This is a genomic window from Cupriavidus sp. 21MJTG02-4 (assembly GCF_057798975.1).
In genome coordinates this window covers 201,841-224,958 of the sequence record NZ_JBYOJP010000005.1, presented here as the reverse complement: position 1 = coordinate 224,958, position 23,118 = coordinate 201,841, and the positions used below count along the sequence as shown (strand labels likewise).

The 23,118-nt window shown below is 64.3% G+C and carries 23 protein-coding genes; 15 read left to right on the top strand and 8 right to left on the bottom strand.

Translation table 11 applies throughout. The annotated features are described in order from the left end of the window. Positions 1-17 precede the first annotated feature (17 nt). From rfaD to cysM, 4 genes are all read left to right on the top strand, one after another. Complete coding sequence (gene rfaD / locus AC3FKH_RS12710; RefSeq protein WP_488675972.1) at positions 18-1,013, top strand: ADP-glyceromanno-heptose 6-epimerase; 996 nt, start codon at positions 18-20, stop codon at positions 1,011-1,013. 137 nt (positions 1,014-1,150) lie between these two features. Continuing rightward, entirely contained in the window at positions 1,151-1,486 is a 336-nt protein-coding gene (locus AC3FKH_RS12705; RefSeq protein WP_488675970.1) for a ComEA family DNA-binding protein, read from the top strand. A gap of 274 nt (positions 1,487-1,760) precedes the next feature. After that, positions 1,761-3,059, top strand: coding sequence for a solute carrier family 23 protein (locus tag AC3FKH_RS12700; RefSeq protein ID WP_488676278.1), 1,299 nt, complete (start codon positions 1,761-1,763; stop codon positions 3,057-3,059). Between the two features lie 96 nt (positions 3,060-3,155). Beyond that, the gene (gene cysM, locus AC3FKH_RS12695; protein WP_488675968.1) at positions 3,156-4,058 is read left to right on the top strand and encodes a cysteine synthase CysM; all 903 of its coding nucleotides are present in this window, start codon (positions 3,156-3,158) and stop codon (positions 4,056-4,058) included. Between the two features lie 110 nt (positions 4,059-4,168). On the opposite strand, the gene AC3FKH_RS12690 is transcribed toward cysM, so the two are convergent. Then, on the bottom strand, positions 4,169-4,927 hold the full coding sequence (locus AC3FKH_RS12690; RefSeq protein WP_488676276.1) for a glycosyltransferase family 9 protein: 759 nt from the start codon (positions 4,925-4,927) through the stop codon (positions 4,169-4,171). Here AC3FKH_RS12690 and AC3FKH_RS12685 point away from each other — a divergent pair. After that, positions 4,811-5,215, top strand: a complete 405-nt coding sequence (locus tag AC3FKH_RS12685; RefSeq protein WP_488676291.1) for a hypothetical protein — start codon at positions 4,811-4,813, stop codon at positions 5,213-5,215. The two genes, AC3FKH_RS12690 and AC3FKH_RS12685, sit on opposite strands and share 117 nt — an antisense overlap. Positions 5,216-5,244: 29 nt before the next feature. On the opposite strand, the gene AC3FKH_RS12680 is transcribed toward AC3FKH_RS12685, so the two are convergent. From AC3FKH_RS12680 to mltB, 3 genes are all read right to left on the bottom strand, one after another. Further along, on the bottom strand, positions 5,245-6,240 hold the full coding sequence (locus tag AC3FKH_RS12680) for a glycosyltransferase family 8 protein (RefSeq protein ID WP_488675966.1): 996 nt from the start codon (positions 6,238-6,240) through the stop codon (positions 5,245-5,247). Next, on the bottom strand, positions 6,237-7,346 hold the full coding sequence (locus tag AC3FKH_RS12675) for a glycosyltransferase family 9 protein (protein ID WP_488675964.1): 1,110 nt from the start codon (positions 7,344-7,346) through the stop codon (positions 6,237-6,239). Before AC3FKH_RS12675 ends, AC3FKH_RS12680 begins: the two co-directional genes overlap by 4 nt. 165 nt (positions 7,347-7,511) lie before the next feature. Beyond that, positions 7,512-8,618, bottom strand: coding sequence for a lytic murein transglycosylase B (mltB, locus tag AC3FKH_RS12670; protein ID WP_488675962.1), 1,107 nt, complete (start codon positions 8,616-8,618; stop codon positions 7,512-7,514). Positions 8,619-8,763: 145 nt separating this feature from the next. On the opposite strand from mltB, the gene AC3FKH_RS12665 reads away from it, so the two are divergent. From AC3FKH_RS12665 to AC3FKH_RS12630, 8 genes are all read left to right on the top strand, one after another. Continuing rightward, entirely contained in the window at positions 8,764-9,687 is a 924-nt protein-coding gene (locus AC3FKH_RS12665; RefSeq protein WP_488675960.1) for a histone deacetylase family protein, read from the top strand. A 15-nt stretch (positions 9,688-9,702) separates the two neighbouring features. Next, positions 9,703-10,503, top strand: coding sequence for an enoyl-CoA hydratase (locus AC3FKH_RS12660; RefSeq protein ID WP_488675958.1), 801 nt, complete (start codon positions 9,703-9,705; stop codon positions 10,501-10,503). A gap of 162 nt (positions 10,504-10,665) precedes the next feature. Continuing rightward, positions 10,666-11,700 carry a methionine ABC transporter ATP-binding protein gene (locus tag AC3FKH_RS12655; protein ID WP_488675956.1) on the top strand — a complete coding sequence of 345 codons (1,035 nt, stop codon included), beginning with the start codon at positions 10,666-10,668 and terminating at the stop codon, positions 11,698-11,700. Continuing rightward, complete coding sequence (locus AC3FKH_RS12650; RefSeq protein WP_483710748.1) at positions 11,690-12,343, top strand: methionine ABC transporter permease; 654 nt, start codon at positions 11,690-11,692, stop codon at positions 12,341-12,343. The genes AC3FKH_RS12655 and AC3FKH_RS12650 overlap by 11 nt, the downstream gene beginning before the upstream one ends. A gap of 84 nt (positions 12,344-12,427) precedes the next feature. Further along, a complete protein-coding gene (locus tag AC3FKH_RS12645) occupies positions 12,428-13,225 on the top strand; it encodes a MetQ/NlpA family ABC transporter substrate-binding protein (RefSeq protein WP_488675954.1) in 798 nt (265 codons plus the stop codon). A 206-nt stretch (positions 13,226-13,431) separates the two neighbouring features. Continuing rightward, a complete protein-coding gene (locus tag AC3FKH_RS12640) occupies positions 13,432-14,181 on the top strand; it encodes an electron transfer flavoprotein subunit beta/FixA family protein (RefSeq protein ID WP_483710750.1) in 750 nt (249 codons plus the stop codon). Between the two features lie 17 nt (positions 14,182-14,198). Then, entirely contained in the window at positions 14,199-15,134 is a 936-nt protein-coding gene (locus AC3FKH_RS12635) for an electron transfer flavoprotein subunit alpha/FixB family protein (protein WP_483729970.1), read from the top strand. A gap of 99 nt (positions 15,135-15,233) precedes the next feature. After that, positions 15,234-17,018 (top strand): acyl-CoA dehydrogenase, encoded by a 1,785-nt coding sequence (locus AC3FKH_RS12630; RefSeq protein WP_488675953.1) that lies wholly within the window; start codon positions 15,234-15,236, stop codon positions 17,016-17,018. Between the two features lie 70 nt (positions 17,019-17,088). Here the strand turns inward: AC3FKH_RS12630 and AC3FKH_RS12625 are convergent, their stop codons facing one another. After that, on the bottom strand, positions 17,089-18,393 hold the full coding sequence (locus AC3FKH_RS12625; RefSeq protein ID WP_488675951.1) for a D-amino acid dehydrogenase: 1,305 nt from the start codon (positions 18,391-18,393) through the stop codon (positions 17,089-17,091). Between the two features lie 110 nt (positions 18,394-18,503). Between AC3FKH_RS12625 and AC3FKH_RS12620 the strand changes: the two genes are divergently transcribed. Next, positions 18,504-19,007, top strand: a complete 504-nt coding sequence (locus tag AC3FKH_RS12620) for an Lrp/AsnC ligand binding domain-containing protein (protein WP_488675949.1) — start codon at positions 18,504-18,506, stop codon at positions 19,005-19,007. A 2-nt stretch (positions 19,008-19,009) separates the two neighbouring features. Continuing rightward, complete coding sequence (locus tag AC3FKH_RS12615; RefSeq protein WP_488675947.1) at positions 19,010-20,269, top strand: PA0069 family radical SAM protein; 1,260 nt, start codon at positions 19,010-19,012, stop codon at positions 20,267-20,269. Between the two features lie 366 nt (positions 20,270-20,635). On the opposite strand, the gene AC3FKH_RS12610 is transcribed toward AC3FKH_RS12615, so the two are convergent. The 3 genes from AC3FKH_RS12610 to AC3FKH_RS12600 all read right to left on the bottom strand — a co-directional run bounded on the left by AC3FKH_RS12610 (position 20,636) and on the right by AC3FKH_RS12600 (position 23,093). Continuing rightward, positions 20,636-21,130: a TM2 domain-containing protein gene (locus AC3FKH_RS12610; RefSeq protein WP_488675945.1), complete on the bottom strand. Its 495-nt coding sequence runs from the start codon at positions 21,128-21,130 to the stop codon at positions 20,636-20,638. 300 nt (positions 21,131-21,430) lie between these two features. Then, complete coding sequence (locus tag AC3FKH_RS12605) at positions 21,431-21,823, bottom strand: hypothetical protein (RefSeq protein WP_488675943.1); 393 nt, start codon at positions 21,821-21,823, stop codon at positions 21,431-21,433. A gap of 142 nt (positions 21,824-21,965) precedes the next feature. After that, positions 21,966-23,093, bottom strand: coding sequence for a PQQ-dependent sugar dehydrogenase (locus AC3FKH_RS12600; RefSeq protein ID WP_488675941.1), 1,128 nt, complete (start codon positions 23,091-23,093; stop codon positions 21,966-21,968). Positions 23,094-23,118 lie beyond the last annotated feature (25 nt).

The window sequence follows — 23,118 nt, the reverse complement described above, 5'->3', positions numbered from 1 at the left end:
TCTCTGTCGGACCGATCATGACCATCATCGTCACCGGCGCTGCGGGATTCATCGGCAGCAACCTTGTCAAGGGACTGAACGCGCGTGGCGAGGACCAGATTGTCGCCGTCGACAATCTCCATCGCCCTGACAAGTTCCACAACCTGGTGGATTGCGAGATTCGCGACTACCTCGACAAGGACGACTTCCTGCCCCGCTTCGAGCGCGGCGAGTTCGGCAGGGTGCGCGCGGTGTTCCATCTGGGCGCCTGCACCGACACGTTGGAGCAGGACGGCCGCTACCTGATGGAGAACAACTACCGCTACAGCAAGCGGCTGATGGAATCCTGCCTGGCGCAGGATGCGCAGTTCCTCTATGCATCGTCGGCGGCGGTCTACGGCGAGTCCCCGACCTTTCGCGAAGTGCGTGACTGCGAGCGGCCCGTGAGCATCTACGGCTACTCCAAGTTCCTGTTCGACCAGGTCGTGCGCAAGCGGCTGGAAGGCGCGCTGTCGCAGGTGGTCGGCCTGCGCTATTTCAACGTGTATGGTGCCGGCGAGGCGCACAAGAACCGCATGGCCTCGATCGTCTGGCAGCAATTCGAGCAGTTCCGTGCCGAGGGCACGGTCAAGCTGTTCGGCGAACATGCTGGCCATGGGCCGGGCTGCCAGAGCCACGATTTTGTCGCGGTCGAGGATGTGGTGAGGGTCAACCTGTTCTTCCTCGATCATCCGCGCCGCTCGGGCATCTTCAATGTCGGGTCCGGACAGGCGCGTTCGTTCAACGATGTCGCCGCGGTCGTGGTCAACACGCTGCGCGCGGCCGATGGCAAGCCACCGCTGGCGCCGGACGAACTGGTGCAGGAAGGCCTGCTGGAATACATCCGTTTCCCCGATGCGCTGCGTGGGCGGTACCAGAGCTTCACGCAGTCGGATCTGTCACGCCTGCGCGACGCCGGCTATGCCGCGCCTTTCGTTCCGATGGAAGAAGGTGTGGCGCGCTATTGCCAGTGGTTGCTCGAACGCTGCCATTGAGCTGCCGAAACATCTCCGTTCAATGCGAGTGAACTTTGGTTGCGGCGTGCGCAGCCGCACGCGGCCGGTCCTATCCTGAGCGCACCTTGCCAATCCCGGCGAGGCAACGCAAATGCAAACGGATAAGGAACTCACCCATGTTCAAGACATTGCTCAGGCGCGGCTGCCTGGCCGCAGCGCTCTGGATGTCGTTCAGCGGAGCCGCGATGGCCGCGGTGGACGTCAATTCGGCGGACGCTTCAGCCCTGACCTCGGTGAAAGGCATCGGGCCCGCAACCGCCAGGAACATCATTGACGAGCGCACCAAGCACGGCCCCTACAAGAGCGCGGACGATCTTGCCGAGCGCGTCAGCGGCGTCGGCACCAAGTCGGTGGCCCGCATGCAGGAGGCCGGCCTGACGATCGGTGCCAAGGCCGCGCCGGCAGCGGTTCCCGCCGGCGCGGCGGCTGCCTCTCGACCCGCCAAGCGCTGATATGGCATGGCGCCGCCGGTGCAAGGGAAGGGCACCGCGGCGCCATGGTCCTGTTGCTTCGAATCCGATCCATCCGGTTCCATGTTGTGCCGTTGGTATGCGCGTACCTGACAGGCGCACGCTGCTTCGCTTGCCGACAGCGGCGGAGTATCATGCGGCAGCCAGCGAAGGCCACGGTATTCAGTCGGCCGCGCAAGATCCGAAAAAATCAGGCCGGGCCTGCCCTTTACCGAGGGGCCGGGGAGAGCCGGGCAGAACAACAGGGAGCATGACAATGACGAATGGCGAGGACGCAGGGTTCCTGCCGAAGTGGCGATTGAAGACGCAAGGGGTTATCGGTCCCGATGAGCGCCTGCCTGCGGGGCAGACCGTGCTTGCCGGCATCCAGCATGTGGTGGCGATGTTCGGCTCCACGGCGATCGCGCCGATCCTGATGGGCTTCAATCCGAATATCGCCATCCTGTTCTCGGGCATCGGCACGCTGATCTTCTTCCTGTGCGTGCGCGGTCGGGTGCCGAGCTATCTCGGCTCCAGCTTTGCGTTCATCGCCGTCGTGATCGCGGCCACGGGTTACGCAGGAAGCGGGCCCAATGCCAATATCCCGGTGGCCCTGGGCGGCATCATTGCCGCTGGCGCGCTGTACACGGTCATCGGGCTTGTGGTGCAGGCGGTCGGCTATGGCTGGGTCGAGCGGTTGATGCCGCCGGTGGTCACCGGCGCGATCGTTGCGGCCATCGGGCTGAACCTGGCCCCGGTCGCGGTCAAGGCTGTGAGCGGCTCCTCGTTCGACACCTGGATTGGCCTTCTGACCGTGCTGGCTGTCGGGCTCGTGGCCGTTCGGGCGCCGGGCATGATCGGACGCCTGCCGGTGCTGATCGGGGGCCTGTTTGGCTACCTGATCTACTATGCCGGCGCGAATCAGATGGGTCTCGGCAAGCCGATCGATTTCTCGGGCGTGGCAGCCGCGAGCTGGTTCGGGCTGCCGTCGTTTGCCTCGCCGGTGTTCCAGGCCAGCGCCATGCTGCTGATCGCCCCGGTGGCCATCGTGCTGGTGGCGGAGAACCTTGGCCACATCAAGGCCATCGGCGTGATGACCGGGCGCAACCTGGATCCGTACATCGGCCGCGCCTTCATCGGCGACGGCATCGCGACCATGCTGTCGGCCAGCGGCGGCGGCACGGGCGTCACCACGTATGCCGAGAACATGGGCGTGATGGCCGTTACCAAGATCTATTCGACGCTGATCTTTGTCGTGGCGGCCGTGGTCGCCATCGTGCTTGGTTTCTCGCCGAAGTTCGGCGCACTGATCCTGACCATCCCGGGCCCGGTCATTGGCGGACTGACGATCGTGGTGTTCGGCCTGATTGCCGCTACGGCTGGCCGTATCTGGGTCCAGAACCACGTGGACTTCTCGAGTTCGCGTAATCTCATCACGGTTGGTGCCACGCTGACCGTGGCCGCGGGCGACCTGACCCTGAAGCTTGGTGGCATGACGCTCGGGGGCATCGGCACCGCAACCTTTGGCTGCATCCTGCTCTATCACCTGCTGGGCGAAGGCAACAAGGAGGCGTAAGCGGGTGCAGCCCTACCAGGAGTGGGCCTGACCGACCCCTCCGGCGCGTGTCGGGGCCCTGGTTTACAATGTGCGGGACCAATTCCACCCCGCACCATGGCCTACAAGACAATTGAAGACACCATCGGCAATACGCCGCTGGTCAGACTGCAGCGCATTCCCGGTGCCGCCAACGACGCGCGCGGCAATGTCATCCTGGGCAAGCTAGAGGGCAACAACCCGGCCGGATCGGTCAAGGATCGACCGGCAGTCTCGATGATTGCCCGCGCGGAGGCGCGTGGCCGCATCAAGCCCGGCGATACGCTGATCGAATCCACTTCCGGCAACACTGGCATCGCGCTTGCCATGGCTGCGGCAATCCGCGGCTACAAGATGGTGCTGATCATGCCGGAAGACCTGAGCCTGGAGCGCCGCCAGAGCATGGCGGCCTATGGTGCGGAGATCATCCTGACGCCGGTCAAGGGCGGCATGGAGTACGCGCGTGACCTGGCGGATTCCATGGAGCGCGAAGGCAAGGGCGTCATCCTGGACCAGTTCTCCAATCCGGACAACCCGCTGGCCCACTACGAAACGACCGGGCCGGAGATCTGGCGCGATACCGAAGGCCGGATCACGCATTTCGTTTCGGCCATGGGTACGACCGGCACCATCACGGGTGTCTCGCGTTACCTGAAAGAACAGAATCCCGCCATCGAGATCATCGGCGCGCAGCCGGAGGAAGGCTCGCGCATTCCCGGTATTCGCAAATGGCCGGAGGCCTACCTGCCGAAGATCTATGACGCCAAGTATGTGGATCGCACCGAGCCTGTCAGCCAGGCCGATGCGGAACATATGGCGCGCCGCATGGCGAGTGAAGAGGGCATTTTTTCCGGTATCTCCGCTGCGGGCGCACTGTGCGTGGCCATGCGCGTTGCCGAGGAAGTGGAAAACGCGACAATCGTTTTCGTCGTCTGCGACCGCGGGGACCGGTATCTGTCCACCGGGGTTTTTCCCGCCTGAGAGGCTGGCCCCAAGGCGACGTGCATGCAGCTACCGCACGTCGGAGCATGCGGCGACCGGCCTGACCAGTCGCCGAATGTTGGTGCGTGAGCGTCGTTGGTCTCGTTGGTCTATGCAGCGGCCTTGTCCCGGATCCACCCCTCGACAACCCCGAGAACGGACTCCGGACTGATCCGGTACATGCAATCGCAGGTCACCGTCTCCAGCTTCGCGCAATCGGTACAGCTTTTATCCTCGACCAGGTTCTGGGCTTGACTTCCGAGCGCCGCCCATCGGCCCGGATGCATCGGGCGCGTAGGCGGAAACAGCCCCAGCGTGCGCTGTCCGATCGCGGCCGACAGGTGCAGCGGCCCCGTGCCGCTCGCAATCAGGCCGTCAGCCTGATGAATGAAGGTCGTGAGTTGGCCAAGCGTCTGCGTACCGCACAGGCTGGTCACGTTTGGCTGTGACAGCAGCGCGCTGCCGTTGGCCTTCAGCCACTCTCCTTCCTTCGCACTGCCCGACAACCAGAGATGGACGTCCTTTCTGGCCGACAGCATCTTGGCGAGCCTGGCGTAGTATTCGATCGGCCATTCGCGGCCATGGCCGTTCGACTTGGTATGCAGAACCAGGTTGAACGCATAGCGGCCCTGCATTTCGGCAATGGCGGCGTCTGCCGGAATGTCAAAGTGGTACAGCCCGGGAATTTCCTCCAGGGACGGCGTGCTACGGCTTCCGAACGGGCTCAGGAACTGAAAGTTGATCTGCGCTTCATGCTCTTCCATGATCCGCTTGCTGAAGCGCACGCGCCGGTTGCAATAGAACAGCAGGTAGAGCTTCTGGCGGGCATTGCCGATCCGGTGCCGGATGCCGGCGCGAAAAGCGGCCATGGCGAGCTTGCGATCGGGCTGCGCCAGGATGATGGTATCGATCCCCGACTTTTTCAGAAATTCGACCGGCGCATCGGCCATGCTTTCCAGTTCGATGACTTCATCGATGTCGGTGCAGAAACGGACCAGCGGCGCGGCATAGGCACGGCAAAGAAAGCTGATCTTTGCATTCGGGTTCAATTGCCTCAGTCGGGCGACCATGGGCAAAGTCAGTACTATGTCGCCGATATTGTCGGTGCGGCTGACCAGTATGTGTTTGCTTCGAATTGCCATTTATCTTCGATGTGAGAGCAGGGGGATGTCATGCCATCGGGGCATTACCGCCGCGCCCGCTTGCGCAAATACCGCAAATACCACTTCAGGCTTTCCACGGGTTTCCCCTGGCGGAACATGAAGCGCGAATGCATGCGCATTTCCTTGGTGTTCCTCGGCTCCGGATCGAGCGGCTTGTCGTGCCACGGTGACAAGGCCAGATACTTGCGGAACAGGGTTCGCGCTTCGTGGCCACTCCAATCCGCCCACGGCTTGACCGAGCCAGCGAAATGGATAAAGACGGCCTTGCCGACCGGACGCATCGCGAAGCTGTTGACGTTCAGGTCGTGGATCAGGTCGTACAGGTAATTCCAGCGCGGCGATATATACCGCGCGCGGCCATTGAGCACTTTATTGAGCGCGTCCTGGTCGTTGAAACGCATGTCGGTGCTGGTATCGAGCAAGGCTTCCAGCGTCTGCGGCGTAATGTTCTCCGCCAGCCACTTCTCGATATTCATGAACAGCACGCCGCCGTTGAAGTACTCCTCGCGGGCCAGGCCGAGCGCGGCAACGCGGCGGCGCAGCGTGACCGGGGCATCCGGCACCACGACCGCGATGTCGCTGCTGATGTCCATGTCGACCAACTCATCGAGGCGGCCGACACACAGGATATCGGCATCCAGGTACAGCACGCGCCCGGTCTGGCCGCGCAGCACCTCGGGGATCACCAGTCGCGTGAAAATCGACAGCGAATAGTGCGAGTGGCCAAGGAAATGCGAAAACTGCGTGAACGACGCCAGCTCGAGCAGATGCAGCTGCGTGCTGACCGGATACATTTCTTCCAGCTGTTTCAGGCGGCGCTGATTATCTTCCAGCGCCGAAAACGTCAGCACATGGAATGTGAAATGCTGCCCCGGGTTGTTGTCGATGATCGAGGCGATCGTCGCGCCCATCGGCCGGAAGTAGTTGTCATCGACGCAGAAGGCGATATGGAACGAAGGCTTGCCATTGGAGCCCGTCATCGGCGCGGGCGCGGGGCTGGTGGACGAGGTCAGGTTCATTGCATGGCCTTCATGACTTGTTCGACGGTGACGGACTTGACCCAGTCCCGTCGGTTGGGGGCGGTGATGACCGTGCTGTGGTCGCGGTCGATCGGCACCCATTCCGGGTTTTTCTGGCGCATCAGCGCGATGACCGGCACATGCACGGCATTAGCCAGGTGCATCACCGCCGTTTCCACCGAGATGATCAGGTCGCATTGCGCCAGGATGGCCGGCAGCTGGAAGAAGTTGTCTTCGGCGCTGAACAGCTCGGTGCGCGCGAGGGCGTATCCGCCGATGACTTCGCGCGCATGGGCCAGCTCCTGCGGCACGGCATTGACGATAAAGCAGCTGTCGCGCCAGTGCGGCTGCTGCTGCATGCCCTGGATCAGGGCTGCGACCTGTTCCAGCGACCAGCAGCGCTTCTTCGTCTTGGCATAGGGGTTGATGAAGACCAGCTTCCCCTGGCGCGGGGCAAAGCCCCAGGCGGCCAGCGTTTCCTGCGCATACTGTTGCCATCGCGCGGGAATGTCGACAAACGGAAAGCGCTCCGCTGCGCTGACTTCCAGTCCGCTGATCTGTCGGAACCAGTGGGCGTACACATCGCTGATGTGCTGCGGCGCGGACCGGTCGACCTTGTACGGCGGAATCGATGCGTCGAGCTTGCGGTAGGCAAGCAGGTGGTGCGGCTGATAGAAACGGACCGGCCGCGTCATGCCGACCACGAAGCCGTCCGGACTGATCGTGCGCGCCAGGTCTGCGTACTGGTGCGGGCGTAGCGTCGCCAGCGACACCACGATCGGGTAGTGCTCCTGCCGGGCGTCGCGAATCGATTCTTCGTAGAGTTCCGGGCTGTACGTGCGCGTATAGATCTTGCTGAAGAACGGGCACGCGGCGACCCAGTCGTAGAGCGAGTACTTGCGGAGATATTCCCAGGCCTTGGTATCGCTGGTGCGACGGACTTCATCGACCCAGAGATGGATTTCCAGGTGCGGGTTTGCCTGCGCGAAGGCTTTGAAGAAGTTTTGCAGATAGGTGAAGTCGCCCAGGGCAAGGTGGGCGATAAACAGTATCTTCTTCGACTGCTTCAGTAAATCTGCGGGAATCAGGGTCTGGGATGGTGTCACGAATGGCTCGCGGGAAGTCACGTGGCGTCAGGCCGCTATTGTAAGGGAGCGCAAGGGTTGGCCCGGAAATTGCGGTGGCTTTTGGCGCACAATTCGTGCGCGCAATGAATCGGCCCGCCAGCAACAGGCTGGCGGGCCGCAATGTAACGTCGGTTGCCTGGAGCGTCAGCCCATCGCGGCCTTGACGGCCTCGCCCAGCTGATACACCGCCAGCGCGTAGAAAAAGCTGCGGTTGTAGCGGGTCAGCACATAGAAATTGCGCAGGCCGATCATGTACTCGGTGGGCTGGTCGGGCGTAGGCAGGTCGACTACCAGGACGCCGGTCTCGCCTTCACGCACCGCGTCGATGGGCTCATCGAGCCGCAGGCCGGCCTTGGTCAGCTGGTTCAGCGTACGCGTCGGCCAGGGTTCGCCGTCCGCGGCGGCGGCTGCGATGCCGCGGCTGCCCTCGTCGGGCGCCAGGCGCCAGACCACGGGCCGGCCCGCCTCCCAGCCATGCAGCTGGAGAAAGCGGCCGACGCTGCCGATGGCGTCGGCAGGGCTGTTGCGCAGGTCGATACGACCGTTGCCGTCATAGTCGATCGCGTACTCGCGCAGGCTGGTCGGCATGAACTGCGGAATGCCGATGGCGCCCGCGTAGGAGCCGAGCACCGAAAAGACGTCGGTGCGGGTGTCGCGGCACCACAGCAGGTAGTCCGCAAGCTGGGTGCGGAACAGTGTCGTCCTGGCGTCGCGGTTGGGCGTGGACGGGTAATCGAAGGCCAGTGTCGAGAGCGAGTCGATCACGCGGAACGTGCCCATGTCGCGTCCGTAGATGGTCTCGACGCCGATGATGCCGACGATGACGGAGGCCGGCACGCCGAACTCCGCTTCGGCGCGGCGCAGCGTGTCGCGGTTCTCCTGCCAGAAGCGCATGCCCGCGTTGATGCGGATCGGCTCGATAAAGCGCGAGCGATAGGCGCGCCAGCTTTTGCGCCCGGGCGTGGTCGGCGGCAGGATCAGTCGTGCCACGGTGGCGGAATAGACGGCTTGTCCGAACCAGTTTTCCAGCGTGGCGCGGTCAAAGCCGTGGCGGGTCACCATGTCGTCGATGAAGGCCCGCGTTTGTGCATTGTCGCGATAGCGTCCGGGTTCGATTTCTTTTTCCCGTACGCTCACGCGGCGCTTGCCGGCGGCGAGGAGGTTGGGCGAGAGGCCGCAGAGTCCCAGTGCGGCAGCGGAGAGCGCTGCGCCCAGCAACGGGCGGCGCAATGAACGCTGGGTGTCGGTCATGGTGTCCTTAGCAAGTCGCAGCGAGTATAGCGGATGGCACTCCGCTATTCCCCGGCGAATGCGGCGCCGCGACAGGTCTGGCGCGGCGCTGGCGGCCTTGTCCTGTGCTAACGTAACGTTTGGAGACAAAACACGAAGATAAGACATGCCGACGGGCTATTACACGCATCCGGAGTTCCTGCGGCACGAGATGGGTCATTTCCATCCCGAGTGCCCGGAACGCCTGCAGGCGATCGAGGATCACCTGATTTCCCACGGCATGGACGGTCTGCTGGAACGCCGCGAGGCGACGCCGGCCACCCGCGAGCAGATCGAACGCGTGCACGGGGCCGACTATGTCGATTCGCTGGAGCGCGCCAGCCCTGCCAGCGGCTACTACCCGATCGACCCCGACACGTCGATGAACTCGCATACGCTGGCTGCGGCAAAGCTGGCAGCGGGCGCCGCGGTCGCGGCTACCGACGCCGTGATGGCGGGCGAGGTGGAAAACGCATTCTGCTGCGTGCGCCCGCCCGGACACCATGCCGAGCCCGACCGCGCCATGGGTTTCTGCTTCTTCAACAACGTGGCGGTCGCCGCGCGCCATGCGCTGGCGGCACACGGACTGGAACGCGTGGCGATCGTCGACTTCGACGTCCATCACGGCAATGGCACCGAGGCCGCATTCCGCGGCGACCCGCGCGTGCTGATGTGCAGCTTTTTCCAGCACCCGTTCTATCCCTATAGCGGCACCGAGCATATCGCCACCAATATGGCGAACATCCCGTTGCCGGCCTATACCAACGGGCTGGCCGTGCGCGAAGTGGTCGAGACCATCTGGCTGCCGCGCCTGAATGAATTCCGTCCGCAGATGGTGTTTATCTCGGCCGGCTTCGACGCCCACCGCGAGGATGACCTCGGCCAGATGGGCCTGGTCGAGCAGGACTACGCCTGGATTACCGGCCAGCTCGTCGATGTGGCGCGCGCCCACGCGAACGGGCGCATCGTCAGTTGCCTGGAAGGCGGCTACAACCTGAGCGCGCTGGGCCGCAGTGTGCTGGCGCACCTGAAAGTGCTGCTGGAACGATAAGGAGGAAAGCCTGGCATGGCCGATACCGATCCGCGCGTGAGCGCGCAGCTGACCGAATCCCGCGACGCGGAGGGCGTTGCCCGGCTGACCATGAACCGCCCGGAGGCGTTCAACGCGCTGTCCGAGGGCCTGCTAGGCGAACTGACGGATGCCTTTGCCCGATTGGGTGCCGATGATACGGTGCGGGTCGTGGTGCTGGCCGGCGCGGGGAAGGCTTTCTGTGCAGGGCACGATTTGCGCGAAATGCGCGCCGAGCCGTCGCACGATTACTACCGGCGCCTGTTCGACCGCTGCACGCGCATGATGATGGCAATCCAGAAGATGCCGCAGCCGGTTATCGCGCGAGTCCACGGCATCGCGACCGCGGCGGGTTGCCAACTGGTGGCCATGTGCGACCTGGCGGTGGCAGCCGACGATGCGCGCTTTGCCGTGTCCGGCGTCAATCTCGGCTTGTTTTGTTCCACGCCGGGCGTGGCCTTGTCGCGCAACCTGTCGCGCAAGCAGGCCATGGAGATGCTGCTGACCGGCGACATGATCGATGCGGCTACCGCGTGCGCGCGCGGCCTGATCAACCGTGCCGTGCCCCTGGCACAGTTGGATGACGAGGTGGCGCGCCTGGCTGCGAGCGTCTGCGCCAAGCCGGCGGCGGCCGTGGCGGCAGGCAAAGGGCTGTTCTACCGGCAACTCGAAATGGGCATCGAGGCGGCGTACCAGTTGGCCGGACAAACCATGGCGTGCAACATGATGGACGATTCGGCGCTGGAGGGTATTCAGGCTTTCCTCGACAAGCGTCCACCGGGTTGGCGTGCCCCGTAAGGCATATTTAACGCCCTATATACCGTGAACGCATAAGGGAATCGGCAAAAATTCGTTTAGGGTATGAAGCGGATCGCTTAAAATGCTCGCTTCATAAAAATAACGTGCGGCAACAGCGCTGGAGATATTCTCGCCTGTTGCCGTTTTCTTTTGGTCACTCTCATGATCGAACTGCAAGGACTCTCGCAGCGCTTCCCCGGCGGATCGGGTGAAGTGCATGCATTGCGGGACGTCAGCCTGTCCATCGGGGCGGGCGAGGTCTTCGGCATTATCGGCCGCAGCGGCGCGGGCAAGAGCACGCTGGTACGCGCCATCAACCTGCTCAACCGCCCCACCAGCGGACGCGTGATCGTCGCCGGCCAGGACCTGACCGCGCTGGACAACGGCGCGCTGCGCCTGGCGCGACGCGAGATCGGCATGATCTTCCAGCACTTCAACCTGCTGTCGTCGCGCACGGTATTCCAGAACGTGGCACTGCCGCTGGAGTTGGCGGGCAAGTCGAAGTCGGAAATCGAGGACACGGTGCTGCCGTTGCTCGAACTGGTCGGCCTGTCGGCGCTGAAGGACCGCTATCCGTCGCAGATTTCCGGCGGCCAGAAACAGCGCGTGGGCATTGCTCGTGCGCTGGCGAGCAAGCCCAAGGTGCTGCTGTCGGACGAGGCGACCTCCGCGCTCGACCCCGAAACCACCCGCTCGATCCTTGACCTGCTCAAGCAGATCAACCGCGAACTGGGCCTGACCATCGTGATGATCACGCACCAGATGGAGGTGATCAAGCAGGTCTGCGATCGCGTGGCGGTGCTGGAAGCCGGCCGCGTGGTGGAAGAAGGGCGCGTGATCGACGTGTTCCTGCGTCCGCAGCATGAAGTCACGCGCGCCATGATCGGCGACGTGATTGCGCAGGAACTGCCCGAGAGCGTGCTCAAGCGCGTGGAAAGCCGTCTTGGCAACGGGCGCGATCATGTCTACCGCCTGGCCTTTACCGGCGAGGGCGTGGACCAGCCGGTGCTGGCGCAGGCTATTCGCCGCTATGGGCTCGATTTCAATATCCTGCATGGCCATATCGATGAAATCCAGGGACAGGCCTTCGGCTCCCTGGCAATCATGGCGACTGGCGAACTGGCCGACGTGAAGGCAGCCATGGAATACCTGCAGCAACAAGGCGTGGTGGTCGAGGAGATCGAACATGTTGTCTGAGATGTTTGACCTGTTCCTCACGTCGTTCAACGAAACGCTGCTGATGGTGGCGATCTCCGGCGTGGTCGGCTCGCTGCTGGGCGTGCCGCTGGGCGTGCTGCTGCACCTGACCAATCGTGGCGGCGTGCTGTCGCATCCGCTGTTCAACCGCACCATCGGCGTGGTCGTCAACGCGGTGCGTTCGATCCCGTTCATCATCCTTCTGGTGGTAGTGATCCCGTTCACGCGCGTGATCGTGGGGTCGTCGATCGGCACCACGGCTGCCATTGTGCCGCTGACCATCGCGGCGATCCCGTTCATCGCGCGCCTGGTGGAAAGCGCGCTGCGCGAGGTCGACAAGGGCCTGGTCGAAGCGGCGCAGTCGATGGGCGCCACCACCGGACAGATCGTCTGGAAGGTGCTGCTGCCGGAGGCAATGCCTGGCATCGTCGCCGGCCTGACTATCACCTTCGTGAGCCTGGTCGGTTATTCGGCCATGGCGGGCGCGATCGGCGGTGGCGGCCTGGGCGACCTGGGCATCCGCTATGGCTACCAGCGCTACATCACGGAGGTGATGGTCGCGGTGGTCGTAATCCTGATCATCTTCGTGCAGGCCGTGCAGAGCTTTGGCGACTGGCTGGTCCGGCGCATCAGCCATCGCTGATCTTCACCTGAGTCGATTCACGGGCAATTAAACAGGCTGTGCCGCACCCGCGGTCAGCCGGCTACTTGATAAAGAAGGCAAGACATGCAACGTCGCAACCTGCTGCAATGGATTCTCGGCGCCGTACTCGGCGCCACGCTGGCCACGGGCGCCATGGCCCAGGACAAGCCGATCAAGATCGGCGTCACCGGCGGCCCGCACGCGCAGATCATGGAGCAGGTCAAGAAGGTCGCGGCCAAGGATGGCCTCAACATCCAGGTGATTGAATTCAGCGACTACGTGCAGCCCAACGCCGCGCTGGCCGCTGGCGACCTGGATGCCAACAGCTACCAGCACCTGCCGTACCTCGAAGCCCAGATGAAGGACCGCGGCTACAAGTTCACGCATATCGCCTTCACGGTCACGTTCCCGATGGGCGTGTATTCCAAGAAGATCAAGTCGCTGGACCAGCTCAAGGCCGGCGCGCGCGTCGGCGTGCCGAATGATCCGACCAACGGCGGCCGCGGCCTGCTGCTGCTGCAGAGCAAGGGACTGATCAAGCTCAAGCCGAATGCCGGCCTGAAGGCAACGCCGCTGGATATCGTCGAGAACCCGAGGAAGCTCCGCATTGTCGAGCTGGACGCCGCGCAACTGCCGCGCTCGCTCGATGACCTGGACGCCGCCGCGATCAATGGCAACTATGCGGAATCGGCGGGTTTGTCGCCCACACGTGATGCAATCGCCATGGAAGGCCCGAAGGGTCCCTATGCGAACCTGATCGCGATCCGCGAGGCCGACAAGAACAAGCCCTGGGTCGCCAAGCTGGTGAAGGCCTACCAGTCGCCGGAAATCAAGCAATACATCACTTCTACCTTCAAGGATTCGGTGATTACGGCCTGGTAAGTCGGGACTTCATCCAAATCGACGATGTGCGTGCCGCCCGGGTGGCGGCACAATCACCAGCGTGCAAAAGGCCTGCCGGGCTATGCCCGGCAAAATTTTGCCGATAAAATAGTACGATCGTTCGAAAAATATGAGAGCCGCCAACCCGGTGGTTATAATGACGAGCGGACAAATTTCTGACTATCAGCTATCAGTGGAGTGAGCGCATGAAAGTACTCGTCGCAGTCAAGCGGGTGGTGGATTACAACGTGAAGGTGCGGGTGAAGGCCGACGGCACCGGCGTGGATCTGGCCAATGTCAAGATGAGCATGAACCCGTTCGACGAAATCGCCGTCGAAGAGGCCGTGCGCCTGAAGGAAGCGGGCGTTGCCACCGAAGTCATCGCCGTGTCGTGCGGCGTGGCGCAGTGCCAGGAAACCCTGCGCACCGCCATGGCCATCGGTGCCGACCGCGGCATCCTGGTGGAATCGAACGAAGACCTGCAGCCGCTGGCCGTGGCCAAGCTGCTCAAGGCCCTGATCGACAAGGAGCAGCCGCAACTGGTGATCCTGGGCAAGCAGGCCATCGACGACGACTCGAACCAGACCGGCCAGATGGTGGCCGCGCTGGCTGGCCTGCCGCAAGCAACCTTCGCTTCGAAGGTGGTCGTGGCCGACGGCAAGGCATCGGTGACCCGTGAAGTCGACGGCGGCCTGGAAACCCTGTCGCTGAAGCTGCCGGCCGTAGTGACGACGGACCTGCGCCTGAACGAGCCGCGCTACGTCACGCTGCCGAACATCATGAAGGCCAAGAAGAAGCCGCTCGATACCGTCAAGCCGGAAGACCTCGGCGTGGACGTCAAGCCGCGCCTGTCGACGCTGAAGGTGGTCGAACCTGCCAAGCGCAGCGCGGGTGTGATGGTGCCGGACGTTGCGACGCTGGTGCAGAAGCTGAAGAACGAAGCCAAAGTTATCTGAGCGCGGGGAGATAGAACATGACTGCACTCGTCATTGCTGAACACGACAATCAATCGATCAAGGCCGCCACGCTGAACACGGTGACGGCAGCTGCCCAATGCGGCGGCGATGTCCACGTGCTGGTGGCTGGCGCCAACGCCGCTGCCGCTGCCGCTGCCGCCGCGAAGATCGCCGGCGTGTCGAAGGTGCTGCTGGCCGACGCCGCCTATTTCGGCGACGGCCTGGCCGAAAACATCGCCGAGCAGGCGCTGGCCATCGCCAACGACTACAGCCACATCCTGGCCCCGGCCACCCCGTACGGCAAGAATGTCCTGCCGCGCGTGGCTGCCAAGCTGGACGTGGCCCAGATCTCGGAAATCTCCAAGGTCGACGCCCCGGACACGTTCGAGCGTCCGATCTACGCCGGCAACGCCATCGCCACCGTGAAGTCCTCGGACAAGATCAAGGTCATCACCGTGCGCGGTACGGCCTTTGACGCCGCTGCCGCCGAAGGCGGTTCGGCCGCCGTGGAAAACCTGCCGGCCGTGGCCGACGCAGGCGTGTCGCAGTTCGTTTCGCGCGAAGTGGCCAAGAACGACCGTCCGGAACTGACCGCCGCCAAGGTGATCGTCTCGGGTGGCCGTGGCGTGGGCTCGGGCGAGAACTACACCAAGGTGCTGACCCCGCTGGCCGACAAGCTGGGCGCCGCGCTGGGCGCTTCGCGCGCCGCCGTGGACGCAGGCTTCGTGCCGAACGACTACCAGGTCGGCCAGACCGGCAAGATCGTCGCGCCGCAGCTGTACATCGCCGTCGGTATCTCGGGCGCGATCCAGCACCTGGCCGGCATGAAGGACTCCAAGGTGATCGTCGCGATCAACAAGGACGCCGAAGCCCCGATCTTCTCGGTGGCGGACTACGGCCTCGTTGGTGACCTGAACACCGTGGTGCCGGAGCTCGTCGCGGCACTGGGCTGATTCATCGCCGGCTCTTGTGGCCGGCCCTGCAGAGATGCTGCATAAGCCGTTCCGGGCCTGCCCCGCGAACGGCTTTTTCATACACGTTTGGAGACATCGATGACCTACCGCGCACCGCTCAAGGACATGCTGTTCGTGATGAACGAGCTGGCGGGGCTGGAAGCCGTCAGCCAGTTGCCGGGCTTCGAGGAAGCCACGCCGGAAACCGCCCAGGCTGTGCTGGAAGAGGCCGCCAAGTTCAACGAGCAGGTGGTAGCGCCGCTGAACCGCGCCGGCGACCTGGACCCGAGCAGTTGGAAAGACGGCGTGGTCACTACCACCCCGGGCTTCAAGGAAGCGTTCCGTCAGTTCGCCGAGGCAGGCTGGCAAGGCGTGCAGCATCCGCAGGAATTCGAAGGCCAGGGCCTGCCCAAGCTGATTGGCACGCCCTGCAATGAAATGCTCAACAGCGCGAACCTGTCGTTCTCGCTGTGCCCGCTGCTGACGGATGGCGCCATCGAGGCGCTGCTGACGGCCGGCTCGGACGCGCAGAAGGCCACCTACTTGCCCAAGCTGATCTCCGGCGCGTGGACTGGCACCATGAACCTGACCGAGCCGCAGGCCGGTTCGGACCTGGCTGCGGTGCGCACGCGTGCGGAGCCTCAGGGCGACGGTACCTTCAAGATCTTCGGCACCAAGATCTTCATTACCTACGGCGAGCACGACATGGCGGACAACATCGTCCACCTGGTGCTGGCCCGCACGCCGAATGCGCCAGAAGGCGTGAAGGGCATCTCGCTCTTCATCGTGCCGAAGTTCCTGGTCAACGCGGACGGCTCTACGGGCGCGCGCAATGATGTGCATTGCGTGTCGATCGAACACAAGCTGGGCATCAAGGCCAGCCCGACCGCGGTGCTGCAGTTCGGCGACCACGGCGGTGCCATCGGCACGCTGGTGGGCGAAGAGAACCGCGGCCTCGAGTACATGTTCATCATGATGAACTCGGCGCGTTTCGCGGTCGGCATGCAGGGCATCGCCATTTCCGAGCGGGCTTACCAGCAGGCCGTGGGCTATGCGCGCGAGCGCGTGCAGAGCCGCCCGGTCGACGGTTCGGCGCGCGAGGCCGTGACGATCATCTACCACCCGGATGTCAAGCGCATGCTGATGACCATGCGCAGCCTGATCGAAGGCGCGCGTTCCGTGGCCTACGTGGCTGCCGCCATCAGCGATGCCGCGCACAACCATCCGGACGAGGCCGTGCGCAAGCAGAACCAGGCCGTCTACGAATTCCTGGTGCCGATCGTGAAGGGCTGGAGCACCGAGCTGTCGATCGATGTGACGAGCCTGGGCGTGCAGGTGCACGGCGGCATGGGCTTTATCGAGGAAACCGGCGCGGCCCAGCATTACCGGGATTCGCGCATCCTGGCGATCTACGAAGGCACCACCGCCATCCAGGCGAATGACCTGGTCGGCCGCAAGACGGTGCGTGACGGTGGCGCGGTGGCGCGTAGTCTCTGCGCCGGCATCGCCGAGACCGAAGCCGCACTGGGCAAGCATGGTGGCGCTGCCTTTGCGGCAGTGCAGGCACAACTGGCCAAGGGCCGTGCAGCGCTCGAGGCCGTGGTGGCGTTCGTCGTCGCCAATACCAAGTCGGACCCGAACGCGGTGTTCGCGGGCAGCGTGCCTTACCTGAAGCTGTGTGGCATTGTGTTCTCGGGCTGGCAGCTTGGCCGCGCCATGCTGGCTGCGGACGCGAAGCGTGCGGAGGATCCGGGCTTCCATGATGCCAAGATCGCCACGGCGCATTTTTTCGCCGAGCATGTCTTGTCGCAGGCGTCGGGGCTGCGCGATGCCATCGTCGCGGGCTCTGCGCCGGTGAACGCCGTATCGCCTGAGCAGTTCTGATTCGGCGGTTTCCGGCATACAAAAAGGGCGGCCTATAGGGCCGCCCTTTTTGCTGATATGGCTGGGCCGGTCAGGCCGTCGCGGGGCGCGGCATGCCGTGCGTGCGAGCCGGCTTCAGGTACCGTGCCACCGACAGGTCGTCCGCGCGGATCGCGGGGGACTTGCCCGAGACCAGATCCGACAGCAGCTTGCCCGAGCCGCAGGCCATGGTCCAGCCAAGCGTGCCGTGGCCCGTATTGAGCCAGAGGCCGCGTACCTGGGTCGGGCCGACGATGGGCGTGCCGTCCGGCGTCATCGGACGCAGGCCGGTCCAGAAGGTGGCCTCGCTGACATCCCCGGCGCCCGGGAACAGGTCGGTGACCACGTGTTCCAGCGTGCGGCGCTTGGCCGGATCGAGCGAACGGTCATAGCCCACGATCTGCGCCATGCCGCCGACGCGGATGCGATCCTCGAAGCGCGTGATCGCGACCTTGTAGGTTTCGTCCAGCACGGTGGATACCGGGCTGCGCGAGGCATCGGTCATCGGCACCGTGATCGAGAAGCCCTTGAGCGGATAGACCGGCAGGTTCGACATGCCATGCAGGAACGGCTTGACGAGCTGCGTCGACCAGCTGCCCAGCGCCACGACGACGAGGTCGGCCGGCATGGGCTCGCCATCGACCACGGCGCCGGTCACGGCGTCGCCCTGGGTCATCAGGTTGTTGATCGAGCGGTTGTAGAGGAATTTCACGCCCAGCGACTCGGCCATGGCTGCCAGCCGTCCGGTGAACATCTGGCAGTCGCCGGTTTCGTCGTTGGGGAGGCGCAGGCCGCCGCTCAGCTTGTGGCTGACGGCGGCCAGCGCCGGTTCGCTCGCGGCGAGTTCCTCGCGCGAAAGCAACTGGTAGGGCACGCCGGCTTCCTCGAGTACGGCGATGTCCTTGGCCGCGCCATCGAGTTGGTCCTGCGTACGGAACACTTGCAGCGTGCCTTGCTGGCGTCCTTCATAGGCAATGCCGGTCTGGGCGCGCAGGTCGCGGATGCAATCGCGGCTGTATTCGGCCAGCCGCACCATGCGTTCCTTGTTGACGGCGTAGCGCTCGGCGCTGCAGTTCTGCAGCATCTGCCACATCCATTGCAACTGGAACAGGGTCCCGTCCGGGCGAATGCTGAGCGGCGCGTGTTCCTGGAACATCCACTTGATGGCTTTGAGCGGCACGCCCGGAGCGGCCCACGGCGATGCGTATCCCGGCGAGATCTGCCCGGCATTGGCAAAGCTGGTGCCGAGCGCTGGGCCAGCTTCGCGGTCCACAACCGTTACTTCATGACCAGCTTTGGCCAGATACCACGCACTGGTGACGCCAATGACGCCACTGCCAAGTACGAGAACGCGCATGTTTCGGGGGCTCCTAACCAGGATGTCAGGGTATTGAAGGATTTGTCTCTATACTATTGAATCTAATCCAGTCATAGTTTTCGAATTTCTTAGAAAAACAGGAATAACTCATGAGAACGAGTCGCCAGCCGGTGCGTGCCCTTGACCGCCTCGACCGCAAGATCCTGATGCTGCTGCAGGCGGATGGCCGGATGTCGATGAAAGACCTCGCCGAGGCGGTCGGGCTGACCATCACGCCGTGCATCGAGCGGGTCAAGCGCCTTGAGCGCGATGGTGTCATCATGGGGTACTACGCGCGGCTGAATCCGACCCTGCTCGGCAGTGCGCTGCTGGTGTTCGTCGAGATTTCGCTCGGTAACAAGTCGGGCAATATGTTTGAGCAGTTCCGCCGCGAAGTCCTGCGCATTCCCGAGGTGCTGGAGTGCCATCTGGTCTCCGGCGACTTCGATTACCTGATCAAGGCGCGCATCCGCGAGATCGGTGAATATCGGCGCCTGCTCGGCGACATCCTGCTGCAGTTGCCGGGCGCCGCGCAGTCGAAGAGTTATGTGGTGATGGAAGAGATCAAGGAGACACTGGCCATTTCCGTGGAGGAGAAGGCGCAGCCAGCCTGACGATGAGACGTTCCCCGCCGGATTCCGCCCCCGATCCGCACGGTGCATTGCGCCGCGAACGCGACGCCGAAGACGCGAGCGCCACGGCCGGCGTTCGTGCGCCCGTGGCGCGCAAGGGGCGGGGCGCGGTCAGCAATATCCAGGGCCGGTTCGAACGGGACCAGCGCGAGCCGTTCGATGACGGCTGGGGAGCGGCCGGCAACGACGAAAGCGATGGCGAGTCCGCCGGCACGGGCGAACAAGCCGCGATGCGCAAGCCCGTCATTCCAATCGTCCCGGTTGACACCGCGCTTGCGCCGCTGCGCACCGAAGTCACGATCGAGCGCGCGCGCTCGATCCTCACGCACAATGCGTCTCCGGATATCCCGTTCGATGTCTCGCTGAATCCATACCGCGGCTGCGAACATGGCTGCATCTATTGCTTTGCCAGGCCCACGCACGCCTACCTGGACCTGTCGCCAGGGCTGGATTTCGAGACCCGCCTGTATGCCAAGACCAACGCCGCCGAACGGCTGCGCGCGGCGCTGGTCCGGCCGGCTTACCGTTGCGAGACGATTGCGCTCGGCGTGAATACCGATGCCTACCAGCCGATCGAGCGCGAGCATCGTGTGACGCGCGGCATCCTGGAAGTGCTCAGCGCCTGCGACCATCCGGTGGCGCTGATCACGAAATCCTCGCTGATCGAGCGCGATATCGATCTGCTGGCGCCCATGGCGGCCAAGGGGCTCGCCGTGGCGGCTGTGACGCTGACCACGCTGGATGCCACGATCGCGCGCACCCTGGAGCCGCGCGCGGCTACGCCATCGCGGCGCCTGCGTACGATCCGCACATTGTCGGAGGCAGGCATCCCGGTTGGCGTCAGTATCGCGCCGGTCATTCCGTTCATCACCGAGCCAGACCTAGAGCGCGTGCTGGAGGCTGCGCGCCAGGCGGGAGCCGTCTATGCCAACTACATCGTGCTGAGGTTGCCGTGGGAAGTGCGCCCGCTGTTTGAGGAATGGCTGCAGGCCCATTTTCCGGACCGGGCCGAGCGGGTGATGAACCGCGTGCGTGACATGCGCGAGGGCAAAGCCTATGACGCCAGCTTTGCCACACGCATGCGCGGAACAGGGGTGTGGGCCGACCTGATGCGCCAGCGCTTCTACAAGGCGGCAGACCGGCTGGGATTCCGTTACAACCGATTCGAACTCGATACGTCGCGATTTCGCGTGCCAACCAGTTGGACGGCCGATGCGGACGACGCGCAGGGCACCTTGTTCTGAGTGGCGGCGGTCGCTTCCTGATCGCGGATCATGGTGCTTGCCAACTCCAGCGCGGCCCTGGCGCGGGCCGGTGCCAGCCCTGAAGACAGCGCCAGCCTGACTGCGATGGCCGCCAGGCGTCCTTCTTCATACGTAGGCATGTCGGTCTTGCTCCTTTGCACGGTCGGTGTCAGGACCGGGCGGACGGATTGCCGCCGTAGGCCGGCGGTTTTTCCAGTATGGGCGATTTGCCCGGAAGGGAAACCCGTCATTGGCCACGCTTTGCGTACGGACAAGTCGAGCGGAGATCCGGTAGCGGCCTGCGCAGGTGCCACTTGTGTCGCCGGGCAAGCGCAGCTACACGGCTGGCCGGCGTCGGCAGGCGGCTTACTGTGACAGTGCGCGCGCCGCTTCCACTTGCGACTCGAAGAAGGTCTGGAAGCTGATGGCAAGCCCGGCCATCAACAGCCCGGTGCCGATCAGCAGCGACAGGATCACCAGGATCACCACTGGCCAACCTGAGCGCGTGGGCGTGCCGTTTGGGTTGAAGCAGGCGTCCCATTTGTCATCCGGGCGCAGGCCATAGACGATCGCCGCCAGGAAGGCGCCGATCACGGAGGCGCCGCCGGCCACTGCGAACGTCCAGTTCAATGCGGGCGATCCGGCGTCAGCCGCCATCGACGCAACGCCAACCATACCCGCAAGCATGGCCAGCAGGTGCAGCCACCCATACTGGTCGCGCAGTCCGCCAAGGTAGAAGCGGTGCGCGCCAAGGCTGCCGAACAGGAAGGCGAGCGCGACCGTCAGCAGCTTCGATCTGGAGCGCGTGGACGGCGCGGCGGTGGGCCGGGAGGCTTGTGGCGCTTGGCTGGCTGCGGGCATGGGGAGGGCAACGTGGCGAAGGGTGCCGGCGGGCATGCCACCGGCAGCGGTCAATGGGGCGCGGCGGCAGCGGGTGCCAGCCGGGACACATTGTACGACAGGGGAATTGCCGTGGAGGCTGTCGCCCGGCTGATCCCCCCGCCTTGCAGGAGGTGCCGGGCAGAGGCAGGTCAGTTTGGTATGCCGTCCGCGCGGACGGTACGCTGCACGTTGCGGGGCAGCTTGAGGGCGACAGCCTGTGCGCGTGTTGGGGGCGCACTCAGATAGTGACCGCAGTTCCCCGGACGAGTTCCGAGGCGCTTAGCGGCCGCCTTCGCGGCCGCGGGCCTGCCAGCCCGGACCTACGCTGGCCGGGCGGTTGTCATTGCGGTTGCCGTCATTCTGGCTGGTACGTTCCTGCGGGCGCGAACGGTTGTCGTCGCGGCCATTCGGGGCATTCGGCCTGCCGCTCAGCCGATCATCGTTGCGGGCGCGCGCTTCCATGCGATCGATCTGTGCCTGGACGTGGTCGCGGCTCTCGGCGCGGACGCTGGCCATTTGCCAGCCGCCGGCCTGGAGACGCGGGGCATGGGCATCGGCATGCGAGCGAGGCCAGAACGTGACTTGTGCATGACTTGCGGCGACGGCGCCGATCAAGCCCGCAACGGCGAGGATGCCAGCCACCAGGTCGCGCAGGAATGAGCGGGTGAACATGCGGAATCCCAGGATCCAGACGCGCAGCGTTGTGTTTCAAAGTTGGGTTCATGGTACGCATGGGGCATCGACCCGCCTATGCGAATCGGGTTACCGGTGTAACGGATTGTTTCGTTGCAATCAGGCGCTTCCTGGTCGGATTTCAGGGGGCGTAGCGGATGCGATAAATCGCGCCTGCGTGGTCGTCGCTGACCAGCAGCGAGCCGTCGGGCGCGACCAGCACATCCGCCGGGCGACCCCAGGCTTTGCCGTGCTGGAGCCAGCCCTGCGCAAAGATTTCCTGGCTTGTCGCCTTGCCCTGCGCGTCCAGTGTCACGCGCACGACCCGGTAGCCGATGGGCTCGCTGCGGTTCCAGCTGCCGTGCTCGGCAATGAAGATGTTGTTCCGGTACGCGGCCGGAAACTGCGTGCCGGTGTAAAAGCGCATGCCCAGCGCAGCGACATGCGCGCCGAGCCTGGCGACCGGCGGCACGAACTCGGAGCAGGGGCGCTGCTTGCCGAATTCGGGATCGGGGACGTTGCCCGCATGGCAGAACGGATAGCCGAAATGCTGCCCGGCCTGCGTAACGCGATTGAGTTCGTCGTCGGGTTGATCGTCGCCGAGGTTGTCGCGGCCGTTGTCGGTGAACCACAGTTCGTGCGTCGCCGGATGCCAGTCGAACCCGACCGAATTGCGCACGCCGCGTGCCACCACCTGCAGGTCCGCGCCATCGGGCCGCATCTTCATGATGTTGGCGTAGCGGTTCTCGTCGGGGGCGCAGATATTGCAGGGGGCGCCGACCGGGACGTAGAGATAGCCGTCCGGGCCGAAAGCGATGAATTTCCAGCCGTGGCTCGTTTCCTTGGGAAACCGGTCGCTCACGACGACAGGTGCCGGCGGGTTGTCGAGGCGAGCATCGATGTTGTCGAGCCGCACAATGCGCGAGGTGGACGACGCATAGAGGCTGCCATCGCGAAAGGCCACGCCGACTGGCATGGCAAGGTCGCGGGCCACTACGCGTGTCACCGGCTTGCCGGTCAGCGCCGCAGGCAGGGCGTAGACCTTGCCTTGGGAACTTGAGCCGACGAACAGGGTGCCGGAGGGGCTCAGTGCCATTTCGCGGGCACCCGGCACGGTATCGCTGAGGACTTCGATGCGGAACCCTGGCGGCAACTGGATCTCCGCGAGAGGCAGGGCCGCGAACGTGGTGGACGGCGCGCCCAGCAGCGTGATGCAAGCCAGTGCGGCCAGATGCGCGGTGCGATCAACGAAGTGCCTGACGATTCCCATGGCGTGCCTCCAGTCGCGGATTTCG